General features: G+C 40.9%; 14 protein-coding genes. 1 reads left to right on the forward strand and 13 read right to left on the reverse strand.

Annotated elements, in window-relative coordinates; genetic code table 11:
* Window positions 1-153: 153 nt before the first annotated feature.
* From rpoZ to ACFW35_RS10585, 4 genes are all read right to left on the reverse strand, one after another.
* Window positions 154-360 carry a DNA-directed RNA polymerase subunit omega gene (gene rpoZ / locus ACFW35_RS10570; protein WP_379833737.1) on the reverse strand — a complete coding sequence of 69 codons (207 nt, stop codon included), beginning with the start codon at window positions 358-360 and terminating at the stop codon, window positions 154-156.
* On the reverse strand, window positions 360-977 hold the full coding sequence (gene gmk / locus ACFW35_RS10575; protein ID WP_379845597.1) for a guanylate kinase: 618 nt from the start codon (window positions 975-977) through the stop codon (window positions 360-362). The genes rpoZ and gmk overlap by 1 nt, the downstream gene beginning before the upstream one ends.
* 15 nt (window positions 978-992) lie before the next feature.
* A complete protein-coding gene (gene remA, locus ACFW35_RS10580) occupies window positions 993-1,250 on the reverse strand; it encodes an extracellular matrix/biofilm regulator RemA (protein ID WP_066240628.1) in 258 nt (85 codons plus the stop codon).
* A gap of 536 nt (window positions 1,251-1,786) precedes the next feature.
* Window positions 1,787-4,459 (reverse strand): calcium-translocating P-type ATPase, SERCA-type, encoded by a 2,673-nt coding sequence (locus ACFW35_RS10585; protein ID WP_379845599.1) that lies wholly within the window; start codon window positions 4,457-4,459, stop codon window positions 1,787-1,789.
* A 97-nt stretch (window positions 4,460-4,556) separates the two neighbouring features.
* Between ACFW35_RS10585 and ACFW35_RS10590 the strand changes: the two genes are divergently transcribed.
* Window positions 4,557-6,266: an Rqc2 family fibronectin-binding protein gene (locus ACFW35_RS10590; RefSeq protein WP_379845600.1), complete on the forward strand. Its 1,710-nt coding sequence runs from the start codon at window positions 4,557-4,559 to the stop codon at window positions 6,264-6,266.
* A 246-nt stretch (window positions 6,267-6,512) separates the two neighbouring features.
* Here ACFW35_RS10590 and ACFW35_RS10595 read toward each other — a convergent pair whose 3' ends face one another.
* The 9 genes from ACFW35_RS10595 to ACFW35_RS10635 are packed head-to-tail and all read right to left on the reverse strand — an operon-like array spanning window position 6,513 to window position 16,699.
* A complete protein-coding gene (locus ACFW35_RS10595) occupies window positions 6,513-7,172 on the reverse strand; it encodes a class I SAM-dependent methyltransferase (protein ID WP_379847458.1) in 660 nt (219 codons plus the stop codon).
* Window positions 7,173-7,202: 30 nt separating this feature from the next.
* Entirely contained in the window at window positions 7,203-7,841 is a 639-nt protein-coding gene (gene pyrE, locus ACFW35_RS10600) for an orotate phosphoribosyltransferase (RefSeq protein ID WP_379845602.1), read from the reverse strand.
* Entirely contained in the window at window positions 7,810-8,544 is a 735-nt protein-coding gene (pyrF, locus tag ACFW35_RS10605) for an orotidine-5'-phosphate decarboxylase (protein ID WP_379845603.1), read from the reverse strand. Before pyrF ends, pyrE begins: the two co-directional genes overlap by 32 nt.
* Window positions 8,517-9,455: a dihydroorotate dehydrogenase gene (locus ACFW35_RS10610; RefSeq protein ID WP_379845605.1), complete on the reverse strand. Its 939-nt coding sequence runs from the start codon at window positions 9,453-9,455 to the stop codon at window positions 8,517-8,519. Before ACFW35_RS10610 ends, pyrF begins: the two co-directional genes overlap by 28 nt.
* Window positions 9,452-10,222 (reverse strand): dihydroorotate dehydrogenase electron transfer subunit, encoded by a 771-nt coding sequence (locus tag ACFW35_RS10615; protein ID WP_379845606.1) that lies wholly within the window; start codon window positions 10,220-10,222, stop codon window positions 9,452-9,454. Before ACFW35_RS10615 ends, ACFW35_RS10610 begins: the two co-directional genes overlap by 4 nt.
* Entirely contained in the window at window positions 10,219-13,425 is a 3,207-nt protein-coding gene (gene carB, locus ACFW35_RS10620) for a carbamoyl-phosphate synthase large subunit (protein ID WP_379845608.1), read from the reverse strand. The genes ACFW35_RS10615 and carB overlap by 4 nt, the downstream gene beginning before the upstream one ends.
* A complete protein-coding gene (locus tag ACFW35_RS10625) occupies window positions 13,418-14,515 on the reverse strand; it encodes a carbamoyl phosphate synthase small subunit (RefSeq protein WP_379833724.1) in 1,098 nt (365 codons plus the stop codon). Before ACFW35_RS10625 ends, carB begins: the two co-directional genes overlap by 8 nt.
* On the reverse strand, window positions 14,512-15,804 hold the full coding sequence (locus tag ACFW35_RS10630) for a dihydroorotase (protein WP_379845609.1): 1,293 nt from the start codon (window positions 15,802-15,804) through the stop codon (window positions 14,512-14,514). The genes ACFW35_RS10625 and ACFW35_RS10630 overlap by 4 nt, the downstream gene beginning before the upstream one ends.
* Complete coding sequence (locus tag ACFW35_RS10635; RefSeq protein ID WP_379845611.1) at window positions 15,779-16,699, reverse strand: aspartate carbamoyltransferase catalytic subunit; 921 nt, start codon at window positions 16,697-16,699, stop codon at window positions 15,779-15,781. The genes ACFW35_RS10630 and ACFW35_RS10635 overlap by 26 nt, the downstream gene beginning before the upstream one ends.
* Between the last annotated feature and the right edge of the window lie 83 nt (window positions 16,700-16,782).

Here is a 16,782-nt window from a genome sequence, read left to right on the forward strand (position 1 = left end):
CTCTCGCATCAGCCTTAGTTGTGCTTATACTTTCGACTGAAACTTGTTTTGCTACGTAGAAAATCATCTTGCTAACAAGTTATACTTTTCGAAAGTAGAACAAAAAAATAACAACCTTTAGACAAGGTTGTATATTTTTTCAGGTTCTATATATTAATCAGCAGGTGTTTCCCCAACTTTTTTTAAGATACCAGATTGAATCTCTTCAAGTGCTTTACCAACAAACTTATGTGATACAGGTTTAGCAATCTGCTGGTTGCCATGCTTTTGAATTTCTCTTGCACGTTTTGAACTAAGTGTTACAAGAGAGTATTTTGAGTCTATCTTTTCCATAAGAGAATCGATGGATGGATATAGCATTATTGGTCATCTCCTAAAATTTTTTGGTATTTCGGACGAACTCTGTCAACACGGCAATGTTCTGTTGTAATGATTGCTTTAATACGGTTACAAGCTGAGTCAATCTCATCATTAACTACAGAATAGTCATAGTGCTTCATAAGCTCGATCTCTTCTTTGGCAACTGACATTCGATTGTTTATCAAATCTTCTGTTTCAGTGCCCCGCCCGACAATACGGCTTCTTAATTCATCAAGACTTGGCGGTGTTAAGAAGATAAATACACCTTCTGGAAAAATATTTTTCACTTGAAGTGCACCTTGAACTTCAATCTCTAAAATAACGTCTTTGCCATCATCAAGTGTGCGGTTCACATATTCGATCGGCGTTCCATAATAGTTGCCGACATATTCTGCCCACTCTAGCAGTTCTTTATTTTCAATCATGCTCAGAAATTCTTCTTTTGTTTTAAAGAAGTATTCTACCCCATGTCGTTCACCTTCACGCGGCTGCCTTGTAGTGGCTGAGACTGAGTATTGAATGTCCAGCTTTTGTTCTCGAAGCGCTTTACAAACAGTACCCTTTCCTACACCTGAAGGACCGGATAGCACAAACAGAATGCCTCTTTCTTTTTCCATATAAACCTCCACAACCTAACTTTCTTCTGAGCCCTCATCAACCGACATCAGTCTATGAGCTACAGTTTCTGGCTGTACAGCCGACAGAATGACATGATCACTGTCAGTTACAACGACCGCTCTCGTTCTGCGGCCATATGTAGCATCAATCAGCATATTCTTTTCTCTTGCGACCGTGATTAATCGTTTTATCGGTGCAGATTCTGGACTGACTACCGCAATAATCCGGTGAGCAGCAACAATATTTCCGTAACCAATATTAATTAATTTCATCTTTAACCGCCCCTAACCTGCTACTATTCTAGCCAAATGGAATAACGGGTCATACGCTAATTGCACGATATTGTGAAAAACTGTACACATGTTCCTATATTTTAGCACACAAAATCGAGAATCTAAACTATTTTCCCTCAATTTGGGGAAATATCATGAATTATTATAAAGGAAGTCTTTGAATGGACCTTGGCTTTTAACTTCCTGGAAGCCCATATATCTCGCTCAACACCGTAAAAATTATGATTCACTCGTTATTTTTGGAAATCGATCGTAAATCCTGAGAACCGCTCGTAAATCCTGAGAAAGCTCGTAAATCCTGAGAACCGCTCGTAAATCTGTGAAAAGCTCGTAAATGCTGGGAATCGCTCATAAATCTGTGAAAAGCTCGTAAATGCTGGGAATCGCTCATAAATCTGTGAAAAGCTCGTAAATGCTGGGAATCGCTCATAAATCGAGCAAATTCTTATCGAATTTGCTTGTTTTTAGAAAAAACAAACGAAGCTGGCTCCTGAAAAAGTGAGCCAGCTTTCCTTTTATCTTACTTCTCTCTTAAACAGCTGAAAACCTGCTAATGCAAATGTTGGTATAGATGCCATGCCTAGTACAAGCAGCCATTGTCTTAGTGACAGCGGAACAGTGTGGAAAATCTCTTGTAACGGCTGAACATACATTACGACAAGCAGCAATAAAACAGATGAGATAACTGCTAGAACAAGATATCCGTTTTGAAAAGGATTTCTGTGGAAGACCGAACGTTCACTTCTGCAGTCAAACACATGAATTAATTGCGCCATAACAAGTGTAGCAAATGCGACTGACTGTGCCACGATCAGCTGATCTGGATTTTCTTTTAAAGTTACCCAGAATGCGAGAATCGTTGCTGCACCTATTAAAAAGCCGCGGGAAACAATCTTCCATCCCAGTCCTCTTGAGAAAACACCTTCTTTTGCCTGCCGCGGTTTTCGTCTCATTACGTCTTCTTCCGCCTGATCCACACCCAACGCCATTGCAGGCAGTCCGTCTGTTACGAGGTTCACCCACAAAATTTGAATCGGTACAAGGGGCAAAGGCAGTCCCATGATCATCGCAAAAAGCATGACGAGAATTTCTCCGACGTTTGAAGCTAATAGATATCGAATAAACTTACGGATATTTTCATAGATGTTTCTTCCTTCTTCAATGGCTGAACGAATGGTTGCGAAGTTATCGTCCCCCAGTACAAGAGAAGAAGCTTCTTTCGCCACATCTGTTCCGGTAATCCCCATAGCAATTCCAATATTAGCCGACTTAATGGCAGGAGCGTCATTCACCCCGTCACCCGTCATCGCAACTACATGGCCTTTTCTCTGCAGAGACTTTACAATTTTTAATTTATGTTCCGGTGATACTCGCGCATACACATAAACATTCTCTGAAACTTTGTCCAGTTCTTCGTCATTAAGCTGTGCTAACTCTGCACCTTCCATTACTCTGCCGCCTTCAGGGAGCATGTTCAGCTTTTTGGCGATGCTCGCTGCAGTTACTACATGGTCACCTGTGATCATAATCGTTTTAATACCTGCAGTCTGGCAGTCTCTTATACTTTCTTCGACTTCTGGACGGGGCGGATCCATCATTCCTTGAAGTCCCACAAAAGTCAGGCTTCTTTCTGCAAAGGAGGCTTGGGCGTAATATTCCCCCTCTTTTAGAGGCCGAACAGCGACAGCAATCGTTCTCAGAGCTTGGCTTCCTAATGCATAGATCGCTTCTTTTATCCGCTCTTTATGAGCTTGCTTGATTAACTGTTTCTTATCATCCCAAACAATATAATCGCTTTTTTCCATTAAAACATCAGGAGCTCCTTTTACAACAAGCATCTGATTCCCTTCTGTATCCTGAACAATTACACTCATCATTTTTCTTGTTGAATCAAAAGGAAACTCATGCTGAATCGCAAACTGTTCACTTAATGATTCTTTAGTAATACCAGCTTTATAGGCGCTGACTAATAAAGCCGTTTCTGTAGGATCTCCAACCTCTATAAAAGAACCATTCTTGTCTTCCTCAAGAGCAGCGTTGTTACAAAGAGCGGCATAAGCTAAAACTTCAGTAAGCTTATCCCCTCTCTTACCGTCTTCATTAATTCCTGATCCCGCAATTTCGAAACCATCATCATTGACGATCCACTGTCTGCCTTGAGACCAGATTCGAGTCACCGTCATTTTATTTTGTGTAAGGGTTCCTGTTTTGTCAGAACAGATTACGGTAGCACACCCGAGTGTTTCGACTGAAGGGAGCTTACGTACAATCGCTCGTTTTCGGATCATCTTTTGTACACCAAGCGCGAGCGCAATGGTAACAATAGCAGGCAGCCCTTCAGGTATTGCAGCAACAGCCAAAGAAACCCCTGCTAAAATCATGCTGTAAAGATCGTGCCCTTGCAAAACCCCAGCTAGTACAACAAGAACGGTTAACAGCAATGCCAGAGCGATCAAAATTTTTCCGAGCTGTTCAAGTTTCATCTGAAGAGGAGTTGCCAAGTTCTCAGCCGATTGTATTAAGTGAGCAATCTTCCCCATTTCAGTCTTCATGCCAGTTGCAACTACGATTCCTTGTCCCGTCCCCCGAGTTACCATCGTTCCCATAAACGCCATGTTATCCTGGTCACCAAGTGTAAGCTCGTCTGCAGTTAAAATATTGTTATGCTTTTGGGCAGGAACAGATTCGCCCGTTAAAGCAGACTCTTCAATTTGAAGGCCTGATGTTTTGAGCAAACGAATGTCTGCTCCAACTCTGTCACCACTCTTAATCTTAACTACATCACCTGTAACAACATCTTTTGCTGCGATCGAAACCCATTTACCTTCTCTTAAAACCTGTGCGGTCGGAGCAGATAATTCTTTTAGAGAAGCTAGGGATTTCTCTGCTTTTCTTTCTTGAATAAACCCTAGAATTCCGTTCATCACAACGATTAAGATAATAGCAATCGCATCCAGATACTCGCCTAAAAAACCAGACAGCAATGTTGCTGCCAAAAGCACGAGCACCATAAAGTCTTTAAACTGTGCAAGGAACATCAGAATAGCTGCTTGCTTTTTACCTTCTTCTAACTGATTGGGTCCATCAAGTTTCAATCGCTTTTCTTGCTCATTCTTCGTTAGACCTTCATCTAACCTGCTGTTGAGTATTGATTCAATTTCGTCTTGCGGCAGCTGGTACCAATTCATAGCTTCCACCTCTAATAAGATTAGTTAAAGCCATTTATATGCAGGCATGTCCGCAAAAATGCTATACTAAGAATCAGAAATAAGAGGTGAACCTATCATGAGTTTTGATGGAATAATGACACGTGCTGTAACTGCTGAACTTCAGGAGACTTTAACATCCGGACGGATTTCAAAAGTTTATCAGCCGCATAAAACAGATCTTGTATTTACCATTCGTTCAAACGGAAAAAATCATAAGCTATTGATATCCGCAAATCCTTCATTTGCACGGATACATCTGACAGAACACCAATACGAAAATCCTGACACTCCCCCTATGTTTTGCATGCTGCTCCGAAAACATCTAGAAGGCGCTTTTATTGAAAAAATTGAACAGCTGGACGTAGAACGAATCATTAAGATTACCGTTAAAAACAGAGATGAAATTGGAGACGAGACCACTAAAGTACTTTTCGTGGAAATCATGGGAAGACACTCAAACATTATTTTGACTGATGAAATGTCTGAGAAAATAATAGACAGCATCAAACATATTCCTAGTTTTCAAAACAGGCATAGGACCATCCTGCCAGGTTTTAAGTATATACTTCCTCCTGCACAAGAAAAAATAGACCCTTTTTCTATTTCTGAGAAAGAAGAATTTATTTCTAAGATTTCTTGGAATGAAGGAAAATTGGACAAACAGCTTGTTGCGAGATTCAGCGGCTTTTCTCCTTTAATCGCAAAAGAAATACTAGAACGGGCAGGCTTAACCATAAAAGATCAAGTAGCTGACGCCTTTTTATCAATTATGAATCAGTTGGCTGAAAAGCGATATGAACCGCAGATGATTACAAATGAGAAGAAAGAATACTTTTCGGTTATTTCTTTAACACATATTGATGGTGAAATTCGACCGTTTGAAACCGTCAGCAAGCTGCTGGACCGCTTCTTTTATGGAAAAGCTGATCGCGACCGTATTAAACAACAGGCGAACGACCTTGAAAAATACCTCTCTAATGAGTATGACAAGATTATCAAAAAGATCGGAAAACTAGAGCGAGAACTCGAACAAACCGTCAATGCTGAAGAATATCAGCGTAAAGGAGAACTTCTTACTGCATATATGTACATGGCTAAAAAAGGCGATAAAACAGTAGAAGTTGAGGATTATTTTAGTGAAGACCAGCCTTTAGTTAAAATCGAACTTGATCCTTTAAAAACACCTGCTGAAAATGCTCAAAGTTACTTTAAAAAATATGGAAAACTCAAAAAGTCGGTTTCTATCATAAAAGATCAGATAGAAAAATCCAAGAACGAACTTCTCTATTTTGAGCGTCTCATCGTTCAGATGGATTCTGCATCAATGAAAGATGTTGAGGAAATACGAGAGGAACTTGGTGAAGGCGGGTATCTAAAACATCGTCAAAGCAAGCAAAAGAAAAAACAAAACAGTACACCTCAGCCTGAAAAATTCGTCTCTAGTGATGGAACAGAGATATTAGTCGGAAAGAACAATAAACAAAACGACTACTTAACCTTTAAACTATCTCGCGCAAACGAAACATGGCTTCATACGAAAGACATTCCTGGATCACATGTTCTAATTCGTTCAGCTGAACCTAGTGAAACAGATATAAAAGAGGCTGCTGTCTTAGCTGGATTTTACAGCAAAGCAAAAAACTCCAGTTCTGTACCTGTTGATTTCACACTTGTGAAGCATGTTAAGAAACCTAGCGGAGCAAAACCGGGATTTGTTATTTATGATAATCAGCAGACATTGTATGTAACACCTGATGAAGATCTCGTTTTCCGATTGAAAAAATAAAGCTAAACGACTATAGGTTGCTGTCTTTGGATTGTTTTTTTAATTCGTCATTGATAAGTTGATTGGAGCGCAGGGTGCGAGACTCCTGCGGGACGAGTGGGACAGGTGAGACTCCTAAAGACGCAAAGCGCCAGGAGGCTCACCGCCCGCCCCGCGGAAAGCGAGTGCCTGGAGCGGAAATCAACACTTTCAAGGTCTGCAAGGTATACGTAAACAGCCAAACAAAAAAAGCAGGACCGCTATTGATTAGCTGTCCTGCTCTTTTTTTGCCATGCTGATAATGGCAAGTCCACCGAGTACTTCTTTATGTGTTACCTCTGAAAAATGAAGTTCTTCCAGTAATGTTGTCATTTCATCTACCGTATAACGGTGTCTTCTTGTACTGACATTCGACCATTTCAATAATGCCGTTCTCTCAAAACCAGAAATATCATTTTCTTTTGCGAATTGCGCAGCAGTTTCTTGACTCATCTTTTCGCTTGGATTAAGCATGGCGATCTGTCCATCTTTTTTCAATACACGATTTATCTCTTTTATACCCTTTGATGGATCTGGCAATAAAAACATCACACAAGTAGATAATGCCAGATGAAAAGATTCATCTTCTAAAGGCAGTTTTTCTGCATCGGCTACCAAAAACTCACTCTTCCCGCTTAGTTCATGATAGAAAAATTGCTGAATACTCGCTTTCACCATTTCTGATGAAAGATCAACCCCTACAAGTTTGTTTGCTTCTTCTGCTCCCCGGAGCAATAACCTGCCAGTTCCGCATCCAACATCTAAAATGTCCTTATCTTTCCAAGATCCTGTCGTTTCTTTCAAAGTATCATGAACACTTCTTAGCCATGTTGTCCGTGCCATACTGTCAAAAAAAGATACTAGCTCATCGAATTCTTCACCGTTCATTTTTCTCAAAATCGTATTCTCCTTAGAAAACTATTTGGAAAAAGAGGCAGCTCCCCAATTTTCAGGGTCTTGTTGCCATTCTTTTAATAAAGAAAGCCCTTGTTCGCTAATCGTACCGCTTTCTTGTGCTTCCTTTATTAATGTACTAAAATTCGTGACTGTTTGGAAGGAAACTCCTTCCTTTTCGAAAGCTTCTGTCCCTTTTTTAAGTCCATAGCTGAATATAGCTGCCACACCTAATACTTCAACTCCAGCTTCTTGAAGTGCCTGACAAGCTTGAATCGAGCTTTTACCAGTAGATATTAAGTCTTCAACAACAACTGCTTTTTTCGTTCTTTCCGTTAGACCCTCAATTTGTTTTCCTTTACCATGCGCTTTAGCACTCGATCTTACGTAGCACATCGGTAAATTCATTTGGTCTGCAATGAATGCAGCATGCGGGATACCAGCCGTAGCTGTACCAGCGATCACATCGGCCTCAGGATAATGCATCTTAATCAGTGAGACTAATTCTTCAGCAACTTGTTTACGTAGTTCAGGATAAGCCAGAATCAACCGGTTATCACAGTAGATTGGAGATTTCATTCCTGAAGACCATGTGTATGGTTCCTCTGGTGAAAGTGTAACAGCTTTGATATTAAGCAAATGTTTTGCGATTGTTGTTTTCATAGCTTTCTCTCCATTCGTTTAAAATTTCTTCATATGTGTTAACTGGCTGATCCGATTGTGTAATGCTTCTTCCGATAACCATAAAATCTGAACCCATTCTAGCTGCTTCTGCAGGTGTCGCAATCCGCGCCTGATCGTGAGTATCTGCTCCTTGAGGTCTGATGCCTGGCGTTACTGTTAAAAAATCGTCTCCGCAAATTTTTTTAATAGAATTTGCTTCTTGAACAGAACAAACTACTCCGTCTAATCCTGAATCCTTTGCCAGTTTTGCATAATGAGCAACACAATCGTTTAAGCTTGTATCTTTTATTAAAAGTTCATCGCTCAGCACTTTCTCAGTTGTACTTGTCAGTTGTGTAACTGCGATCAATTTTGTGTGATGAGCACCCGCTGCCAATAGACCTTCCTTAGCCGCTTTCAGCATCGCAGTCCCCCCTGCAGCATGTACGTTGACAATATCAACATTCAGCCCGCCAAGCACTTTCATTGCTTTATGAACGGTAGTCGGAATATCGTGAAGCTTTAAATCCAGGAAAATACGAAAGTTTCTTTCTTTCAGCCATTTGATAAACGATGGCCCCTCAGCATAATAAAGTTCCATTCCTACTTTTACATAGGGAGAATGTCCTTCAAAAGAAGTTAGAAACTCTTTCGCTATATCTGCATTCTCAAAGTCTAACGCGATGATAACGGGGTTTTCCATTGCCTCCAACTCCTTCCAGTCATTTCACTGATTTGCTCGACGCCTATCTCATCTAACAGCTCGGGAAGCTTCTCAATAATTTCCGGACACACATATGGGTTTACGAAGTTTGCAGTTCCGACTGCAACAGCCGAAGCACCCGCTGACATCATTTCTAAAACATCCTCAGCCGTACTCACTCCGCCCATCCCTATAATTGGAAGCGAAACTTTTTGGCTCACTTCATAGATCATACGGATGGCTACCGGTTTGATCGCTGGACCAGAAAGGCCGCCTGTTTTGTTAGCTAGAATCGGGTTTCCTGTTCTCCAATCAAGCTTCATGCCCACAAGCGTGTTGATCATAGATAAACCGTCAGCACCCGCATCTTCAACGGCTTCAGCCATTTCTGTGATGTTTGATACGTTCGGAGAAAGCTTAACGTAAACAGGTTTTTCAGAAACACTTTTCACTTTTTTTGTTAAATCAGCAGCAGATTTATAATGAGTTCCGAACTGGATTCCGCCTTCTTTAACATTGGGACAAGAAATGTTTAGTTCTACAGCACTTACTAGAGGTGAAGCTGAGATTTGTCTTGTTACTTCTATATACTCTTCTTCAGTCGATCCCGCAATGTTTGCAAGAATGGGAATGTTATAAGGTACTAATGCAGGAAGTTCATTTTCTATAATTCCTTTAACCCCTGGATTCTGAAGACCTATTGCATTCAGCATGCCGCTTTCTGTTTCTGCTACACGGGGTGTGGGGTTTCCGAATCGCCCTTCAAGTGTAGCTGCCTTAATTGTGATTCCGCCTAATAGGCTTAAGTCATACCATTTTGCGTATTCTTTTCCGAATCCAAAACATCCTGATGCTGGCAGAATGGGATTCTTCATATTCAGTCCAGGCAATGAAACACTTAACCGGCTCATAAAACAACCTCCCCCATTTTAAAGACAGGACCATCGCTGCAAATTTTCACATAGCCAGACTGTCTGGTTTCAGTCGGGCAGACGCATGCGAAGCAGGCACCTATCCCACAGCCCATTCTTTCCTCTAAAGAGATGAATCCATTTAATCCAGCAGCTTTTTGTTCAACTGCTTTGAGCATTACAGCAGGTCCAACCGAATAGATAACAGGTTCATCTGAAGTAAGCTCATCCATTGCATCTGTTACAAATCCTTTAATCCCTAAAGAGCCATCAACGGTCGTTACGATTGTTTCTCCTATTTCATTAAACTTTTCAATATAAAAGCTGTCATCAAGTGATTGATAACCTAAAATGAATTCAACTTTTATCCCTTTTTCCCTCAGTTTCTTACCAAGATAATAGAGTGGAGGCACGCCTATCCCGCCTCCGATTAGTAATGCAGTTTTACTACCGTCAATTGTTTCAAGAGAAAAGCCGTTTCCTAAAGGTCCTAATACATCAATAATCTCACCAGTTTGTTTTTGGCTTAATTGCTTTGTTCCCTCTCCTTGTGCTCTATACAAAAGTGTGACTTCTTCTTTCTCCAAATCAACATCACAGATTGAAAGCGGACGGCGGAGCAGTTTTGATGTATGGTTTCCGACACTGACATGGAGAAACTGACCAGGTACAGTCATTGTTGCTGTACCAGGGCCAGTCAGTTTCATCTCAAAGATGTTGCGTGCAATTTCCGTATTAGAAGAAATGCTTAACAAATGTTTCTTCATACGAGCACCTTTTCATTTTTTGTGAAGGATGAAAGAGCATGAGCTGAGAATGAGATGGATTCAAGAACTTCTAACAAAGCTACAGAAGTATCCAGGTTTGTCAGACAAACTACACCGTTTTCAGCACACTCTCTGCGGATTCGGAAACCGTCTCTTGCAGGGATCTTTCCTTTAGTCAGTGTGTTTACAACAAACTGTGCTTCACCTTTTCGAATTACATCAAGCAGGTTTCTTCCTTCAGAACCGATTTTGCCGACTACATCTACCGGAATACCTTCTTTTTCGATAATGCTTGCTGTTCCTTCTGTTGCCATAATGGTGTAGCCGATCTCGTAAAATCTTTTTACCATTTCAAGTGCTTCAGCTTTATCTTTATCTGCAACCGTAAAGAGCACAGTTCCGTATGCCGGAATCTTCATTCCAGAAGCGATAAGACCTTTGTAAAGAGCTTTTTGAAGATTCTTATCTCTTCCCATTACTTCCCCTGTTGATTTCATTTCAGGTCCTAAATACGTATCGACCCTGCGCAGTTTTGCGAATGAGAACACAGGAACTTTTACGGAAACTTCATCTGCTTCCTTTTGGTAGCCCGTTTCATATCCTTGTTTTTTCAGGCTTTCACCTAAGATCACTTTTGTAGCTACGTTCGCCATAGGTACACCTGTAATCTTACTCAAGAATGGAACTGTCCGGCTGGAGCGCGGGTTCACTTCAAGTACGTAAACTTCATCTTTATGCCACACAAATTGGATGTTCAAGAGACCGACTATATTTAAACCTTTTGCAATAGAAATCGTTCTTTCGATTATTTTTTGTTTAATCTCTTCAGGAAGTGTTTGTGGAGGATAAACTGCGATCGAGTCACCTGAGTGAACACCTGCGCGTTCGATATGCTCCATCATTCCTGGGATAAAAACGTCCGTTCCGTCAGAAATTGCGTCAACTTCTATCTCTTTTCCTTCAAGGTATCTGTCTACTAATACGGGATGATCCGGATTAACTCGCGCTGCATTCTCCATATATTGCAGAAGTTCGCTTTCCTGATAAACAATCTCCATCGCACGTCCCCCAAGTACATAAGAAGGACGAACGAGCACCGGATATCCGATTGATGATGCTATAGCTACCGCGTCTGTTACTGAAAACGCAGTTTTACCAGCAGGCTGAGGTATGCTAAGCTTCTGCATCACTTTTTCGAAACGTTCTCTGTCTTCTGCCAAGTCCATACTGTCGAGCGAAGTTCCAAGAATTTTGATTCCTCTTCTTTCAAGCTCTTCAGAAAGATTGATCGCTGTTTGTCCTCCAAACTGTACAATAACTCCTTCTGGCTTTTCATGCTGAATCACGTGCATAACATCTTCTACAGTCAGCGGCTCAAAATAAAGCTTGTCAGACATACTAAAGTCTGTAGAAACGGTTTCAGGATTATTGTTAATGATAATGGCTTCATAACCCGCTTCCTGAATCGCCCATACTGTATGAACAGTTGCATAGTCGAATTCGATTCCTTGGCCAATTCTTATTGGACCTGAACCTAATACAACAACGCTTTTTTTATCTGTGATGACAGACTCATCTTCATCACCATATGTTCCATAATAATATGGTGTAGCTGATTCGAATTCTGCTGCACAAGTATCTACCATTTTAAAAACTGGCATGATGTTTTCGTTTTGTCTGAATTTAAAGAGGTCGTATTCATCCATTCCCCAAGCTTCTGCAATCCATTTATCGCTGAATCCTTTTTCCTTTGCTTTTTGCAAGATTCCAGCATCATTCTTACGTTCCTTCACTCTGTCTTCCAGCAAAATTATACCGTGCAGTTTTTCTAGGAAGAACAGATCAATCTTTGTCCATTCGTGAATTTGTTCAACTGTGATCCCCATTCTCAATGCTTCTGCGATATAGAATAATCTTTCATCATCTGCTCTCAGGATTTTTTCTTCTGCCTCAGATTTTGTAAGCTGTTTTTCTTTTACTTCCAGATGGAAAGCTGATATTTCAAGCGAACGAACCGCTTTTAAAAGTGATTCTTCAAAGTTGCGGCCGATTGCCATAACCTCTCCTGTTGCCTTCATTTGAGTTCCAAGCTTTCTATTCGCACCTTCGAATTTATCAAACGGCCATCTCGGAATCTTAGTTACGATGTAATCAAGTGCTGGTTCAAAACAAGCGTAAGTTGTGCCTGTTACTGGGTTTTTAATTTCATCTAATGTATAGCCGACCGCGATTTTAGCTGCAAGTTTCGCGATCGGATAACCTGTCGCTTTTGATGCTAAAGCTGATGAACGGCTTACACGCGGATTTACTTCGATTACAAAATATTGTGAGCTATCTGGATCAAGTGCCAGCTGAACGTTGCAGCCGCCTTCGATTTTTAATGCTCTGATTATTTTTAATGAAGCGTTGCGCAGCAGCTGATAGTCTCTGTCTGTTAAAGTTTGACTCGGTGCAACTACGATTGAATCTCCTGTATGGATACCCACTGGATCAATGTTTTCCATGTTGCATACAACGATTGCAGTGTCATTCTTATCTCTCATCACTTCATATTCAATTTCTTTAAATCCTGCGATACTCTTTTCGATCAAAACTTGTCCAACCGGGCTTGCATGCAGCCCTGCCGGTGTGATTTCTAAAAACTCTTCTTCATCGTTTACGATACCGCCTCCAGTTCCACCGAGCGTGAAGGCAGGACGAATGATTACCGGGTAACCATGTTCTTCAACAAACTCTCTTGCCTCATCCATGTTATGGACAATCGCACTCTCAGGAACTGGTTCATTCAGCTCTCTCATCAATTCTCTGAATAAATCTCGGTCTTCTGCTTGCTGAATAGAAGGCAGCTTAGTACCTAAAAGTTCCACGTTGTATTCTTCTAAAATACCGGAATTGAAGAGTTCAACGGCCATGTTAAGACCAGTTTGTCCCCCAAGTGTTGCAAGAAGACCATCTGGGCGTTCCTGACGGATGATTCTTGATACAAACTCAAGTGTTAAAGGTTCAATGTATACTTTATCTGCCATGTTTGGATCTGTCATGATTGTTGCCGGATTTGAGTTTACAAGTACAACCTCGTATCCTTCTTCTTTTAATGCTTGGCAAGCCTGTGTTCCTGCATAATCAAACTCTGCTGCTTGTCCAATTACAATCGGTCCTGATCCAATTACTAAAATCTTTCGGATATCATGTCGTTTAGGCATTCTGCATCAAACCTTCTTTCTTTGTTGTTTTGATCATATTCATAAAGTCATCAAAGATCGGATTAGAATCTTGTGGTCCAGGTGACGCTTCAGGGTGATATTGGATTGAAAATGCTGGTTTCACTTTATGTTTTAATCCTTCTACTGTTCCATCGTTTACTGCTTGATGTGTAAGTTCCAAAGAAGTGTTCATCAACGAATTCTCAGTAACTGCGTAACCATGGTTTTGTGAAGTCAGCGCAATCTTACCTGTCTCAAGGTCTCTTACTGGATGATTCGATCCCCGATGTCCGAATTTCAGCTTTTCAGTATCACCGCCGCAAGCTAGCGCAAGAAGCTGATGCCCTAAGCAGATTCCTAAAATCGGAATGTTATAGTTTAAAAGCTCCTGTATCATCGTTATGCCTGCAGGGACATCTTTTGGATCTCCTGGTCCGTTGCTCAAGAGTACACCATCAGGCTGAAGGCGGATAATATCAGCGGCTGGCGTGTTATAAGGGACTACAATTACATCGCATAATCTTCTTGATAATTCTCTCAGCATACCTGTTTTTACCCCAAAATCTACAACAACCACTCTGTTTCCGCTGTTTGGAAGGTGATAAGGTGATTTAGTCGAAACTTTTGATACTTGATCTGTTGTTAAAGGTGCTGCGTTCATTTCATCGATGATTTCTTGAGCATTTTCAATCGTATTGGACAATCTTCCCTTTAATGTCCCGTGCTGCCTTATTTTTCTTGTTAATTTTCTTGTATCAATTCCATAAAGTCCTGGAATATCTTTAGCCGTCAGCCAGCTGCTTAAAGACTGAATTCCTTCATGATGGTTAGGGAATTCCGCATGTTCATTTACAATGATTCCGCTTGCCGCCGGGCGTATGGATTCATAATCTGAACGATTGATGCCATAATTCCCTACTAGCGGATAAGTGAAAGTTATGATTTGGTCGCAGTATGAAGGATCTGTCAGAACCTCCTGATAGCCTGTCATACTCGTTGTAAAAACAACCTCTCCGTTCGCCTCACGGTTTGATCCAAATGCTAAACCATTAAAAATTGTGCCATCTTCTAAGATTAAGTAACGTTTCATACGAAGCTCTCCTCCTTGTTGTAAACAAGCTTTCCTTCAAAAATTGTTGCGACCGGCCACCCTTTGCATACTCTTCCATCAAATGGTGTATTTTTACCTTTAGAAACAAATGTTTTTGTGTCGATTGCTTCTTCTTTATTCAACTCCACGATTGTTAAATCCGCTTTTGCACCTTCTAAAAGTGTTCCGTATGGAAGATTAAAGCTCACAGCAGGTTTGCTGGTCATCATGTCAACCAGCTCTTGCAGTGTAAAAATTTCTTGGTTTAAAACAAGCTCAGTGTAGAGAAGCGGAAAAGCTGTCTCCAGTCCTACGATTCCGAACGGTGCGAGTTCAACATCCTGGTTTTTCTCTTCAGCACTATGCGGAGCATGGTCAGTTGCGATAAAATCAATCGTTCCTTCTTTTAATCCTTGTATTAATGCCTCACGGTCACTTTCGCTTCTTAAAGGAGGGTTCATCTTATAATGAGTGTTGTTACTCTTAATGTCCTTATCACTTAAGATCAGGTGATGAGGTGTAACTTCTGCCGTTACTTTAATCCCTGCACGTTTTGCGTCTTTTATAACTCTTACGGATTCTTTTGTACTTACATGGCAGACATGATATCTTGCGTTTGCTGCTTCAGCGAGCAGAACATCACGTGCGATATGCACAGATTCACTTACAGATGGTATGCCAGGCAACCCTTCCTTTTCAGTGAATTGTCCTTCATGAAATGCCCCTCCTTTTGGAAGGAGTGTATTGTCTTCACAATGAGCAACGATTACTGCATCGTTTTTACTTGCTTCTTTCATAGCCTTTAGCATCATACCGGCTGATTGAACACCTACTCCATCATCTGTAAATGCAAAAGCTCCTTTTTCTAATAGACCGCTAAAATCCGTTAATTCTTTTCCAACCTGACGAGTTGTTATCGAAGCGTATGGCAAAACTCTGCAGCTTGCCGTTTCTTTAATTCTTTGCTGAACAAATTCCATCGTTTCGATCGTATCTGGAACAGGCCGTGTATTCGGCATGGCAGCCAGCGTTGTATAGCCGCCTTTCACAGCCGCTTTTGTTCCCGTTTCAATCGTTTCTTTATGTTCACCGCCAGGCTCTCTTAAATGAACATGCAGATCAACAAAACCAGGTGTAACAAGTCTTCCTGCTGCTTCGAAAACTTCATGCTGATCAAAGGGAATGTTTTCTTCAATCTTCGTAATCACATCTTTTTCAATCAGGATATCTGTTTTAATCAAATTGTTATTCCCGTCTAAAATGCTAGCGTTTTTCAATAAATAACCCATTGTTTACCGCCTCCTGGTTTGTTTTTAGTGTCCAATTAAGCACAGCCATCCGGATGTAGACTCCATTTTGAACTTGTTTAAATATTCTGGAGCGTTCACATTCCACCAGCTCATCCGCTATTTCGACCCCGCGATTTACTGGAGCCGGATGCATGATAATGCTATGTTCCTTCATTCTTCTTTCACGTTCGATCGTTAAACCATATTGCAGGTGATAATCTTCCTTTGTCAGCAGCATGCTTGCGCTGTGCCTTTCATGCTGAATTCTCAGCATCATTACTACATCAGCCACTTCTACTGCTTCATCCATCGGAATAAAATCTTCTTTCCATTCATCTACAAACCACTCCTCAGGACCAGAAAACAGCACTCTTGCACCCATTTTACGAAGAACTTCCGCATTCGACCGGGCAACCCGGCTGTGAAGAATATCTCCAACAATGACCACAGTTAAGCCCTGTATGACGATGAATTCTTGTTGAATCGTTAATAGATCTAAAAGTGATTGTGTCGGATGATTGCCGCATCCATCACCTGCATTGATGATCGGCACGTTTATTTTTTCAGCTAAGCCATCAAAGTAGCGGTCTTCGGGATGCCTGATTACGAAGCCGGACACTCCGATTTCCTCAAGTGTTCTTAATGTGTCATAAAGCGTTTCTCCTTTTTGAACACTTGACCCGCTTACTTCAACATTCATAGGCTTCATACCAAGCTTGTGTTCAGCAGCTTCAAAACTAAACCTTGTTCTAGTACTTGGCTCAAAAAATAAATTTGCGATCAGCTTCTGGTCAAAGGCTTTCTCTTGTTTACCGCCTTTAAATTCCTCAGCAAGATTTAAAATGTACTGAATGTCTTCAATAGACAATTCATTCATTGATAGCAGATGATTCATCCAAAACTCTCCCTTTACATAAAAATAGCACCCTGAAGTTTTTTCAGGGTGCCCTTAACAAAAGAATCAAAGTTCTCTTATTA

It is taken from the genome of Fictibacillus sp. NPDC058756, from assembly GCF_042746035.1.
In the GTDB taxonomy this organism is placed as follows: domain Bacteria; phylum Bacillota; class Bacilli; order Bacillales; family Fictibacillaceae; genus Fictibacillus.